The organism is Burkholderia sp. E168m22, assembly GCF_001319805.1.
Classification (GTDB): Bacteria; Pseudomonadota; Gammaproteobacteria; order Burkholderiales; family Burkholderiaceae; genus Burkholderia; species Burkholderia orbicola.
In genome coordinates, this window is record NZ_BBSK01000155.1 from 1 (window position 1) to 12,344 (window position 12,344).

Sequence of the window (12,344 nt, forward strand, 5' to 3'; positions counted from 1 at the left end):
CTGTCGCGCGTGACCGTGAGCCTCGATGCGCTCGACGACGCGGTATTCCGCCGGATGAGCGACGCCGACGTGCCGGTGGCGCGCGTGCTGGCCGGCATCGAAGCCGCGCATGCGGCCGGGCTCGCGCCGGTCAAGGTCAACGCAGTGATCGAGCGCGGCGTGAACGACGACCAGATCCTGCCGCTCGTGCGGCACTTCCGGCATACGGGCGTGGCCGTGCGCTTCATCGAATACATGGATGTCGGCGGCGCCAGCTTCTGGTCCGGCGACAAGGTCGTCCCGGCCGCGCGGATGCGCGAGCTGATCGATGAACACTATCCGCTCGTGCTCGTCGGCGAACCGGGGCACGACGCCACCGCGATCCGTTGCGCGCACATCGATGGCGCGGGCGAAGTCGGCTTCATCGCGAGCGTGTCGCATCCGTTCTGCGGCACCTGCTCGCGCGCCCGCGTGTCAGCCGACGGCCGGCTTTATACGTGCCTGTTCGCGACGCAAGGCACCGACCTGCGGCCGTGGCTCGACGACGCCGCGTCGACCGCCGACCTCGCCGCCGCCGTGCGCGCACGCTGGACGCAGCGCGACGACCGCTATTCCGAGCGCCGGGCCGCACGGCCGGCCCGCGCGCCGGGCAAGACCTATCCGACCGTGCGCATGTCGCTCGTCGGCGGCTGACGGGCCGCCCCGCGATACAGGATGCGCCGCCCACTGGAGAACCTGTCATGACGACCTTCACCGAATCCCGCGCCGGGCTGCCGGACGATCCGCCGCGTGCCGGCAGCGCCCCGCCGCCCGTCGACGCGACCGACCCGCACCCCGAATCGGCGCCCGCGATCGCCGCCGGCTTCGAAGTGCGCGTGCAGCATGCGCCGATCGACGCGGGCGCGGAGCTTGCACCGATCGTTCGCAATCCGAATGTCGGTGCGGTCGTGAATTTTCTCGGGGTCGTGCGCAAGGAAGGCGACGTCGACGACGTCGTCGCGCTGGAAGTCGAGCACTACCCGACGATGACCGAACAGGCGCTATGGAGCATCGTCGAGGAGGCCACCGCGCGCTGGCGGCTCGAGGCGGTCAGGATCGTGCACCGCGTCGGACGCATTCCGCTCGGCCAGTCGGTCGTGCTGGTCGTGGTGGCCGCCGCGCATCGCGCGTCCGCGTTCGATGCGTGCGAATTCCTGATGGATTTCCTGAAGACCCACGCGCCGTTCTGGAAGAAGGAGATCCGGCACGACGGCGAATCCGGCTGGGTCGAGGCGAAGGCGCATGACGACCAGGCGATGCGGCGCTGGGGCTGATTGCGCTCGCTTCGTGTTTTCCGATTCCGCCGCTCCTGCTCGAGACATTCCAATGAAACTGACGATCAAATACTTCGCGAGCATTCGCGAACAACTGGCGCTCGATGAAGAAACCGTCGAAATCGATGCCCGCGAACTCACCGTCGACGCGCTGCGCGGCACGCTGGCCGCGCGCGACGCGCGCAGCGCGGACGCGTTGCGGATGGACCGCCCAGTGCGGGCGGCCGTGAACCTCGAAATGGTGACCGGGGAATTCGTCGTGCGGGAGGACAGCGAGGTCGCATTCTTTCCGCCGGTGACGGGGGGATGACACCACACCGCGCCCCGCCCGTTCCGATGTCGATCCGTCATGCCGTGCCCTGATCGGCCAGCGCCTGCAACGCTGCAAGCGCCGCCGGATTCTCGAGGGCGCTCACGTCGCCCGGCGGCAAGCCCCGCAACACGTTTCGCACCACGCGGCGCATGACCTTCCCGTTGCGCGTGCGCGGCAGATCGGGCACGACATGCACGACGCCGGGACGGAACGGTTTTCCCAGCGCCGCCTCGATCCGATCGGCCAGCGACTTCACCAGCACGCTCGGCGGTTCGCCGTGGGTACTGACGCAAACCACCAGCCGCTCCCCTTTCACCGGATCGGGCAGCGAGACGGCCGCCACGTCGCGCACGAGCGGCGACCCGAGCACGACCGACTCGACCTCGGCCGGCCCCAGCCGCTTGCCGGCAATCTTCAGCGTGTCGTCCGCGCGGCCGAGGATGAAGAATTGTCCGTCATCGTCTTCGAGCAACAGGTCGCCATGCGTCCACAGGCCCGGCCGCTGGCGCCAGTACGTTTCCTCGTAGCGGTCGGCCGCGTTCCAGAATCCCGACGTCATCCCGACGAAAGGCGCGGCGATCACCAGTTCACCGGGAACGCCACGCACGCGCTGCCCTTTCTCGTCGGCGGCAAACGCGTCGACGCCCGGCGATACGGCGTTGAAAGCGCAGGCACGGATCGGGCGCACGGGAACATTGCCCAACAGCGCGCCCGACGCCTCCGTGCCGCCGCTGTAGTTGATCACCGGCAACCGCGCCCGGCCGAATGCATGGAAGAACCACGCGAAGTGATCCGGGTCGATCACCTCGCCGGCCACCATCAGCACACGCAGGCTCTCCAGCACCGCGCCGTCGACGGCATCCGGCGACGCCGCCAGGCTGCGGATCAGCGTGGGCGATGCGCCGAAATGCGTGACCTGGTGGCGGTCGATGATTTCGGCCAGACGTCCGGCGCCCGGATGGTCGGGCGCGCCGTCGTAGCACACCAGGGTCGCGCCGCGGACGAGCGCGCCGACCGTCGTGAGCGGGCCGACGATCCAGCCCATGTCGCTCGGCCACAGGCAGCGATCGCCGGGGCGCAACTCGAAGTGGTACGCACAATCGTGCAGGATCTTCAACGGGAACCCGGCATGCGTGTGCACCGTGCCCTTCGGCTCCCCCGTCGTGCCGGACGTGAAAACGATCATGAACGGCTGGTCCGGGTCCTGCGCGGGAAACGCGCGGGGCGCCGCCGCGTGCGCGGAAGCCGGGTCGTCGAGGGCGGCGGAACGCGCCGGCTCGTCGCCGTGGACGACGATGCGCAAACCCGGCATCTGTTCTTGCACGGCGTCGAACACGGGTTTCAGGTCGATGGTGCGTCCGCGGCGCAGGTAGCCGCCGCTCGCCAGCAACACACGCGCGTCGGCCAGCGTCAGTCGCGCGGCGACGGCGTCCGCCCCGAAGCCGGTGAACAGCGGCACGGCGATCGCACCGAGCGCCGATACGGCAATCAGGCTGGCCGCGGCCTGCGCCCCCATCGTCATCATGATGCCGACCCGATCGCCTGCACCGACGCCAAGCGTGGCGAGCCGCGAAGCCAGGCGCCGTACTTCCCGAGCCAGCGCGGCATAGCTGGTCGTGCTGACGCGTCCGTCCTCCGTTTCCGTGATGACTGCCGCCTGCATCGCGCGTGGACCGTCCGCGTGCGCAAGCACATGATCGACCCAGTTCAGTCGACCGCCGGGAAACCATCGCGGAAACGCGGGGCCGCCCGCCAGGTCGACATGCCGCTGCGGCGGCGTTCGCCACTGGAATTGCAGGTGCGTCATCACCGCGGCCCAGTAGCGTTGCGGCTCACGCAGCGAAATCCCGATCAGTTCTTCGAACGACGATGCGCCCAGGCACGCGCAGAGTTCACCTAGCAGCGTGCTGGTCCGCCAGTCGGACGGTGGTTGCCAAAGTATGTCAGTGGTGCTCATCGAAGTGCTCCGTCCGAATCGTGAGTCGCACGATGTCGCCCTGCCGGATCGCCCCAAGCAGGCAGGGCGACAGATCAGGGTTGCGGATCATGGCCAGCCTTTCCACGCCGGAAATCGGGCTTGCGCCTTTCGCGGAAAGCACGCGTGCCCTCCTTCGATTCGTCGGTGTCGTAGTACAGCGACAGCGCCTCGAATCCCAGCGCACCGATCGCGCGAATGTTCTCGGAATCCGCGTTGAACGACCGCTTGGCGATCGCCAGCGCCGTGGGGCTCAGTGCAAGGATTTCGTCGCACCATCGCGCGACTTCCCCGTCGAGCTGATCGGCAGGCACGACCGCATTGAGCCACCCCATTGCAAGCGCTTCGCGCGCCGTGTAGCGCCGGCACAGGAACCACACTTCCCGCGCGCGTTTTTCGCCGAGGACACGTGCGAGCAGCGCCGTGCCGAAGCCGGGATCCACCGACCCCACCCTGGGCCCCACCTGCCCGAGCTGGGCCGCTTCGCTCGCGATCGCCAGGTCGCACACCGTCACGAGCACGTTGCCGCCGCCGATCGCATAGCCGTTGACGCGCGCGATCACCGGCTTCGGCACGTCGCGAATGAGGCTCTGCAACTCGTCCACGGGCAAGCCGATCGCGCCGCGGCCACCGTAGCCGCCATCGCCGTGGCTCGTCTGGTCGCCGCCGGTGCAAAAGGCCTTTTCGCCGGCGCCGGTCAGCACGATCACGCCGATCTCGCGATTCCAGCCCGCCTGCTGAAAGGCATGCAGCAGTTCGTCGACCGTCCTGGCGCGGAACGCGTTGTACACCGACGGACGGTTGATCGTGATCGTCGCCACGCCGCCCGCTTCGCGATACAGAATGTCCTCATAGTTCATCGCGCGGCCTCCAGCACCGTCAGCGCCGCGTCGAGCGCATCCAGTCCCTCGTCCAGCTCCGTGCGCGAGATGACGAGCGGCGGCGTCACGATCACCACGTTGTAGCGCCCGTACGCGTGAACGCCGCGCTTCAGCAGTTCGCCATAGAACGCGCGCATCGGCGCCGATCCCGCCGGGTGGTGCCACTCGACGAGCGGCTCGCGCGTTTCCCGGTCGCGCACCAGCTCGATGCCGAACTGGGCGCCCATGCCCCGCACGTCGCCGATCGACGGATGACGCTCCGCCAGCTCGCCGAGACCGTCGCGCAGCCAGCCTTCGATCTCGCGCGCCCGCTCGAACAAGCCCTCTTCCAGATAGACCTTCAGCGCGGCGAGCCCGCCGGCGACCGCCAGTACGTGGCCCGCATGCGTGTGGCCTACGTCGAAGAGTTCCGTATCGAAGTGGCGGGCCACACCTTCGCGCACCAGGACGCCGCCAAGGGGCGTATACGAAGAGCTGGCCCCCTTGGCGAACGAAATCAGGTCCGGCAACACGCCGACCCGCTCGGCGCAGAACAATGCCCCCGTGCGCCCGAAGCCCGTCATGACCTCGTCGAAGATCAGCAGGATGCCGTGCCGGTCGCACAGATCCCGAACGCCCGCGAGATAGCCCGGCGGGTAGACGACGACCCCGCTGGAGCCGGTCATCGGCTCCATCAGGATCGCGGCGACGTTTTGGGCGCCTTCATGCGAAAGGACACGCGCCAGGTGATCGAGGGCGCGCCGGGTTTCCTCGGCCGGCTCCGACGTATGGAACGGGCTGCGATACGGATACGGCGCAAAGAACTTCACCATGCCCGGCAGCGCCGGGAACGGATCGCGCCAGCGGTCCACGCCCGTCATCGCGCTCGCGCCGAGCGTGCTGCCGTGATACGACCGATAGGCGGTCAGCACCTTGGGCCGGCGTGTCACCAGCCGCGCGATCTTCACCGCGTCGTCGTTCGCCTCGGCACCGCCGCAGGTGAAATGCACGCGCAGCCCGTCCGGCCACGGCGAAACGCTGTTCAGGAGTTCCGCGTATTCGGCGCGCACGTCGTTGAAGTAGCTGGACGCGACCCAGCACATGCGCGCGGCCTGCGCCTGGATCGCCTCGACCACCTTCGGATGGCCATGTCCCAACGACACCGCGACATAGCCGCTGGTGAGGTCCAGGTAGCGCTTGCCGTTCGCATCGTAGAAGTAGCATCCCTGCGCATGCGTGATGACCGGCGGATTGAGCCCGCCCTGGACCGCCCAGGGCACGAGCACCTTTCGAAACGACGACGCGAGCGCGGGATTCGACTCGCCGTGAATACTGAGATCCATGTTGACTCCGGAAATGGCATGGCTCACTATTTCTGAGCCTCGTGACAGGAGGCTTGTAGATTAAGCACGCCTTTCCCGCGCAACAAATCAAACGTTTCCACACTGAGACTCAATTCAATTTAGTCATGTCGCGACAACTTCCACCGCTGCTCTCCGTCCGCGCATTCGAGGCGGCCGCGCGCCATGGCGGCTTCGCCCGGGCAGGTGACGAGCTGTGCGTCACGTCCGGTGCGGTGGGCCATCAGGTGCGGCTGCTGGAGGAGTGGCTGGGCACGCCGTTGTTCATGCGTGGCGCCCGGTCGGTCCAGTTGACGGAGATCGGGCGGCGCTACTTCCTGGAAATCGAACGCTTGATGGACGAGCTCGAGCGCGCGTCGCTCGACATCCGGCAAGCCGCGGATTCGCCGGAGGTCACGGTCACCGCGATGCCGTCGTTCGTCACGCGTTGGCTGATGCCGCGCCTGGGCGAGTTCCGGCGGCTGCATCCCGACATCGAGGTGCGCCTGCTGGCTTCGGTGCCCGCCGTCGACTTCAGCCGCGAGCGCGTCGACGTGGCGATCCGCCTGGGTGTGGGCCCCTATCCGGGGCTCATCGCGGAAAAACTGATGTCGGAGACGTTCCTCGCGGTCGGGCAACCGTCGATATGCAAGCCGTTGCGCACCGTGGACGATCTGTTGCGTGCAACGCTGTTGCACGACGAATACGAGGCTCGCATTCCGGAGCAGGTGGACTGGATGCGCTGGAGCCGGATGCAGGACGTGCAGGCCGGCCCGGCGCGTTTGCGGCAAGGGCCGAGCTTCTCGCATACCTATCTGACGCTCGATGCCGCGATAGCGGGCCAGGGCGTGGCCGTGGCGTCGGACGTCCTCGCCGCCGATGCGGTCAGGCAAGGGCTGCTGGCCATTGCGCCGGGCAAGCCGGTGCAAGGCCCCTACAGCTACCATCTGTTGACGACGCGCGCGGCCGCCGCGCGGCCGCAAATCGATGCGTTCTGCAGTTGGCTGCGATCGGCCGCACGGTCGTTTTCGGCGGCCGGCTGGGCTTGAACGACATGAATCGCACGCGGCAGGTCTCGCCGCCCGCGATCCATGTCACCCACCCGTTCACCGCATGCACGCCGCGGCCAGCTTCCCGACCGTGATCACCGCCTGCTCGATCTCCGGCGACCACGGGCTGCTGTAGTTCAACCGGATGAAGTTCCGGTAATTGTCGGTGATCGAGAACATGTAGCCGGGGCCGATCGTGATCCCCTGCTCCAGCGCGAGCTGGTACAACCGCATCGCGTCGACCTGCGCGGGCAGCTCGACCCACAGCACGTACCCACCCGCCGGGCTCGAAATGCGCGTGCCCTCCGGAAAAAACCGCGACACCATCGCGCGCATCAGGTTCGCCTGCTGCGCATACGCCTTGCGCAAGCGTCGCAGGTGATGCTCGTAGCCGTCGCGTTCCAGAAACTCCGCGATCGCCAACTGCGGCAATGACGGCGTCGCCAGCGTATTCAGGAACTTCAGCTTCTCGACCTGATCGCGATAGCGGCCCGGCAGCGCCCAGCCGATCCGGTACGCGGCCGTCAGGCTCTTCGAGAACGACGAACAATGCAGCACGATCCCGGTCCGGTCGTAGGACTTCAGCGAACTCGGATGCGTATCGCCGAAATACAGTTCGTTATACACACCGTTCTCGATGATCGGTATGCCGGCCTTCGTTGCGAACTCAACCAGTTCGCGCTTGCGCTCGTCCGGCATCTGGAAGCCCAGCGGGTTCTGGAAGTTCGGCATCACCATGCACGCGGCAATCGGCTGCGATTTCGCGATCGCTGCCAGCGCCGCGATGTCGATCCCGTATTCCGGATGCGTCGCCACCTCGATCGCCTTCATCCCCATCCGCTCGATCGCGTGCAGCATCGCGTAGAACGTCGGCGACTCCACCGCGATCGTGTCGCCCGGCTTCGCCACCGCCTGCAGGCACAGGTTGATCGCCTCCGTCGCACCGACCGTCACGATGATCTCATTCGGGTCCACCGACATCCCGTTCTCCAGATAGCGCCGCGCGATCTGCCGGATCAGCCGCGGATGGCCCGGCGGCAGCCCGTCCGTCACGCCCCACAGCGACTTGTCGCGACCGGCCGCATACGCGTAGCGGTTCAGCTTCTCGAACGGAAACAGGCTCGGGTCCGGATACGGCGAGCCGAGCGGCACCGCGTCGTCCGTGCCGATCGAGCGCAGCGTCGACAGCACGAGCCGGCTCACGTCCACCGACGACGAGATCGCGATCGGCTTCGACGGCCGCAGCTCGCGCACCGGTGCGTGGCCGTCGTCGCGCCGCAGGTTCACGAAATAGCCCGACTGCGGCCGGCTTTCGAGCAACCCGCGGCTTTCCAGCAGCAGATAGGCATGCAGCACGGTCGTGATGCTGATCCGGTGCTGCTGGCTCGCCTGCCGCACCGACGGAATCCGGTCGCCGTGCCGGTACACACCCTGGCGGATCAGACGCTCGATGTCGTCCGCGAGTTTTTCATAGAGTTTCATCGTGCGTCTCCTGCCGGCGCGCGCCGCCCCGTCGCCCCGCCGTGTGCGCCCGATACGCACGCGTTGCACGTGTTTCGCCCGCCGACCGGGCCGTCGTGATTCCTGATCTTTCCCTCCGGTTTTGCCTTTTCCATCGCACTGGCTCTCTCTTGAAGATGCACCGGCAGGGTTCCGGAACAGCGGGATCTGCGGCACTGTGCACTTGATGATCTAATCTTAAGAGAAGAACAGTTGGCGACGAGTACACACATCGAGCGCGCGAACAAGAGTACAGTTCGGCGCGAATCGCGCATCACGGGAAAACTGTACGTCTTATGAAATGGCCGGACGGCCGGTTGGCGAGTTGGCCGGCACAGCGCGGCCGGATCGGCCCAGGACGGCCGCCGTACGGGCCTTCGTGCGATCGGACCAATAGGGCCGCAATACGGGTTTTCGTGGTGAGCGCCCCACCATGCGGTACACGGTCGAACCTGTAGCCGGCGTCGGCGGTGCGATGCACGCCGTCCAATCAGTACAGAAGCAATCGCGCCAGAACGACGCGGCCGACCCGAAGTGCACACCGGTCTGATCGCGCCCTCGTTGATCTGCTCGTCGCAAGACTAACCGACACGACCGCCAGCGCGCGCTTCACCGGCACCGCGCGCGCGGGGCGCCGCTGCCGATCGGCGAACCCGATCCGGTCGTGTTCCCGGAAGTCGCGCGTGCGGCCGATCTGCTCGTCAGCGTGGCCGCGTTCGCGCTCGACGACGATGCCACGCGCGCGACGGCTAGACGGCTAAGGCCCGGCGACGGACCCGGTCCGCCAACGCGGTATCGAGACGCGACGCTGGGCGCCTGAACCGGTTGTCGGACTTGCCGCGGGGCGTGATGGCGCAACATCGCAGGCATGTGCTGTCGCTCGTATTCGCCGAACCGGTTGCGCAAGGGAGGATCACGATCGACGAACGCCACGTGCGCGCCGGCGCGTGGTCGTTGCATTGCGCGACCGGCCGCGCGACGCGTGACGCGCGACGGCGAGCCGGTCGAACCGGCGATCGCGCCGCCGCCGTCGCTGCTGCGCGCGGTGCCGTGGCTGCCTTGTGACGAAGCGCTGCTGCAGCGGATCGTCGACGTCGTCGCGGGGTGGCTCGACTGAGCCGGCGCCGTCAGATCGAACCGAACAGCGCGCGCGGCCGGTCCTTCAGCGTGCCGGACAGGATGCGCAGCCCGTTGACGAGTTCGTCGCGGGTGGCCGGGCACGCGAGGTTGATGCGCACGCCGTGCTCGAGTTCCGCGCGGTCGACCGCGAAAGTCGACGACGGCATCACGATCACGCCGCGCGCTTTCGCATTCGCGGCGAAGTCGTCGGCCCGCCACGGCGGCGGCAGCCGCAGCCACACGAACATGCAGGCGGGGTCGGCCTTCAGTTGCCCGGCCGGCAGCAGTTCCCGCGCGAGATCGACGCGTGCGCGAATCTCCGCGAGTTGCGCGGCCATGATCCGCTCGGCGGTGCCGTCCTCGATCCATACCGTCGCGATCAACATCGACGTGGGCGCCGGCATCCATGCGGTGGTCCGCACGGCTTCCGCGCACAGCGCGACGCTGTCGCGCGGACAGCTCAGGTAGCCGAGGCGCAGCCCCGGCGCGAGGATCTTCGACGTCGCGCCGATATGGAACGTCAGCTCCGGGCACAGCCCCGCGATCGCCGGCAGCCGGTCGCGCACGAGCGGGCCGTACACGTCGTCCTCGATGATCGTCACGTGATGGCGCCGCGCGATGTCGACGAGCGCCATGCGGCGCGCGAGGCTCATCGTCGTCACGGTCGGGTTTTGCAGATTAGGCACGACGAAGATCGCCTTGACCGGCATGCGCTGGCAGATCCGTTCGATCTCGTCGGGCAGCAGGCCGTCGTCGTCGGCTGGCGCGCTGACGATCTCGAACTGGAACACCGGCGCGAGCGCCTTGAGCCCGTAATACGTGAGGCGGTCGGCGACGATCACACCGTCGGTGCCGATCAGGCTGTTGAGTACCGCATACAGCCCGTGCTGCGCGCCGCTCGTGACGACCACCTGGTCGGGCGACGGCGCGAAGCCCGGCGCGGCCAGCCACTGCGCGCCGGCCGCACGCGCCCAGTCGGGGCCTTGCGGCGGCTGGTATTCCTGCAGCGCGGCGAAGCGCGGGTCGTTCGGCAGCGTGGCGAAGGTCTGCGCGAGGCTCGCGAGAAATTCGCCCGTCGCCGGGCGGTTCACGGTCAGGTCGATCACGCCGTTGCCCGCCGCAAGCGACGCGCGGGCCGGCTCGATGCTCGGCATCGCGCCACCGGTGACGAGCGAGCCGCGACGCTTGCTGCCGATCACGAGGCCGCGCAGTTGCAATTCCTTGTACGCACGCGACACCGTCGACACGTTGATGCCGAGTTCGGTCGCGAGCTGGCGCTGCGGCGGCAGGCGGCTGCCGGGCGGATACATGCCGTTGCGGATTTCCGCCTCGATCGAGCTCGAGACCTCGACGTAGGTCGGTCGCTTCGCCGGTGCCGGCAGGCCGCCATCGCGCTCGCCAGAAAGTTTGTCTGATGCCATCTATCGCCCGTGACCACACAAAAAGCGTTTGTCTGCCGTTTTGGCTTGCCCCGCGATTGTATAGGATCTCCCCGCCCCGTCAATCATTCACTGAAAAGTCTGCTGAATCAGCGAGTTGAAATCGGGTAAACGCCAGCACCACACAATATTATTTTGATTGCACACAAAAATTTACTGTGTGATTCTTGATTGCAACTTTGTGTGAATCATCTCCTTCGAAGGGGAAGCGTCATGGCGAACGTCGCCATCGTGGGTGCAGGCTTCATCGGGCTCGGCGCGGCGGCATGGCTGCAGCGCGACGGGCATCGCGTGACGCTGTTCGATCCGGCCGGCGTCGGCCAGGGCGCGTCGTTCGGCAATGCCGCGACGTTCGCGCCGTACGGTTGCGTGCCGGTAAACGGCCCGTCGGTGTTCCGCGACCTGCCGCATTTCCTGTTCGCCGCCGACAGCCCGTTGCGTATCCGCTGGCCATATCTGCTGCACGGCGCGCCCTGGCTCGCGCGCTTCCTGCTCGCGTCGACGCCCGCGCGTCACGCGCGCAGCGCCAGTGCGCTGGCCGCGCTGCTGTCGCGCGCCGCCGACGGCTATGCGCCGCTGCTCGCGCCGTCGCGGCTCGCGGCGTTCGTGCGGCCGCGCGAATGCCTGTACCTGTACGCGCGGCAGGCGTCGTTCGACGCCGCGCAGCCGTCGCTCGCGCTGCGGCGCCGGCTCGGCGTGCCGTTCGAGACGCTCGATGCAAGCGCGATTCGCCGGCTCGAGCCCGCGCTCGCGCCGATCTTCTCGCGCGGCGTGCTGTTCGCGGGCAGTTGGCATTTCTCCGATCCGCACGGGTTTCTCGGCGAACTGTTCGCCCAGCTCGCCGCCGCTGGCGCGACGCTCGAACGCGCGCGGGTCGAACGGATCGCCCCGGCCGGCCACAGCGTGAATGTGCACGCGGGCGGCACGGTGCGCGCGTTCGATCACGTCGTCATCGCCGCGGGCGCCCGTTCGCGCGAATTCGCAGCCGCGTGCGGCGATGCGGTGCCGCTCGATACCGAGCGCGGCTATCACGTGCAGTTCGGCGCGCACGAGCCGATCGTCACGCGGCCGGTCGGCTGGGCCGAGCGCGGCTTCTACATGACGCCGCTCGACGAAGGGCTGCGCGCGGCCGGCATCGTCGAGCTCGGCGGCTTCGACGCGCCGATGAATCCGTCGCTGGTCGCGTTGCTCACGCGCTCCGCGCGCGAAGCCGTGCCGTCGCTCGGCGCACCGACGCGCAGCTGGCTCGGCTTCCGGCCGACGCTGCCCGACGGCGTGCCGGTCATCGGCCGCGCACGCGACAGCGCGCGCGTGATCCACGCATTCGGTCATCAGCATCTCGGCGTGACGCTCGCCGGCATCACCGGGCAGATCGTCGCCGACCTCGTCGCCCAGCGCGCCCCGCCGCTGGACCTCACGCCATACCGGGCCGCACGATTCTGACGCGCGCCACGATT

11 protein-coding genes are annotated in these 12,344 nt (G+C 68.0%); 6 read left to right on the forward strand and 5 right to left on the reverse strand.

Annotated features, from left to right (window positions below; translation table 11 throughout):
• From AP428_RS33880 to moaD, 3 genes are all read left to right on the forward strand, one after another.
• Window positions 1-672 (forward strand): GTP 3',8-cyclase MoaA (locus tag AP428_RS33880; RefSeq protein ID WP_374755424.1); only part of this gene is annotated, 672 nt, incomplete at its 5' end.
• A 47-nt stretch (window positions 673-719) separates the two neighbouring features.
• Window positions 720-1,292 (forward strand): molybdenum cofactor biosynthesis protein MoaE, encoded by a 573-nt coding sequence (locus tag AP428_RS33885; protein WP_011545627.1) that lies wholly within the window; start codon window positions 720-722, stop codon window positions 1,290-1,292.
• Window positions 1,293-1,344: 52 nt separating this feature from the next.
• Window positions 1,345-1,602, forward strand: a complete 258-nt coding sequence (moaD, locus tag AP428_RS33890; RefSeq protein ID WP_006498429.1) for a molybdopterin converting factor subunit 1 — start codon at window positions 1,345-1,347, stop codon at window positions 1,600-1,602.
• Window positions 1,603-1,639: 37 nt separating this feature from the next.
• Here moaD and AP428_RS33895 read toward each other — a convergent pair whose 3' ends face one another.
• From AP428_RS33895 to AP428_RS33905, 3 genes are read right to left on the reverse strand one after another with little or no spacing between them, the layout of a single operon-like run.
• Window positions 1,640-3,619, reverse strand: a complete 1,980-nt coding sequence (locus AP428_RS33895; protein ID WP_226292199.1) for an AMP-binding protein — start codon at window positions 3,617-3,619, stop codon at window positions 1,640-1,642.
• Between the two features lie 17 nt (window positions 3,620-3,636).
• On the reverse strand, window positions 3,637-4,440 hold the full coding sequence (locus AP428_RS33900; RefSeq protein WP_011545629.1) for an enoyl-CoA hydratase-related protein: 804 nt from the start codon (window positions 4,438-4,440) through the stop codon (window positions 3,637-3,639).
• Window positions 4,437-5,783: an aspartate aminotransferase family protein gene (locus tag AP428_RS33905; RefSeq protein WP_011545630.1), complete on the reverse strand. Its 1,347-nt coding sequence runs from the start codon at window positions 5,781-5,783 to the stop codon at window positions 4,437-4,439. Before AP428_RS33905 ends, AP428_RS33900 begins: the two co-directional genes overlap by 4 nt.
• Window positions 5,784-5,908: 125 nt before the next feature.
• On the opposite strand from AP428_RS33905, the gene gcvA reads away from it, so the two are divergent.
• Window positions 5,909-6,829, forward strand: coding sequence for a transcriptional regulator GcvA (gene gcvA, locus AP428_RS33910; protein WP_011545631.1), 921 nt, complete (start codon window positions 5,909-5,911; stop codon window positions 6,827-6,829).
• Window positions 6,830-6,886: 57 nt separating this feature from the next.
• Here gcvA and AP428_RS33915 read toward each other — a convergent pair whose 3' ends face one another.
• Window positions 6,887-8,311 (reverse strand): PLP-dependent aminotransferase family protein, encoded by a 1,425-nt coding sequence (locus tag AP428_RS33915; protein WP_011545632.1) that lies wholly within the window; start codon window positions 8,309-8,311, stop codon window positions 6,887-6,889.
• 1,000 nt (window positions 8,312-9,311) lie between these two features.
• On the opposite strand from AP428_RS33915, the gene AP428_RS37725 reads away from it, so the two are divergent.
• Window positions 9,312-9,446, forward strand: coding sequence for a hypothetical protein (locus AP428_RS37725; protein WP_023475958.1), 135 nt, complete (start codon window positions 9,312-9,314; stop codon window positions 9,444-9,446).
• A gap of 10 nt (window positions 9,447-9,456) precedes the next feature.
• Here the strand turns inward: AP428_RS37725 and AP428_RS33920 are convergent, their stop codons facing one another.
• Window positions 9,457-10,869, reverse strand: a complete 1,413-nt coding sequence (locus tag AP428_RS33920; RefSeq protein ID WP_011545633.1) for a PLP-dependent aminotransferase family protein — start codon at window positions 10,867-10,869, stop codon at window positions 9,457-9,459.
• Window positions 10,870-11,100: 231 nt separating this feature from the next.
• Here AP428_RS33920 and AP428_RS33925 point away from each other — a divergent pair, with 231 nt between their 5' ends.
• Window positions 11,101-12,330 (forward strand): FAD-binding oxidoreductase, encoded by a 1,230-nt coding sequence (locus AP428_RS33925; RefSeq protein ID WP_054928684.1) that lies wholly within the window; start codon window positions 11,101-11,103, stop codon window positions 12,328-12,330.
• Window positions 12,331-12,344 lie beyond the last annotated feature (14 nt).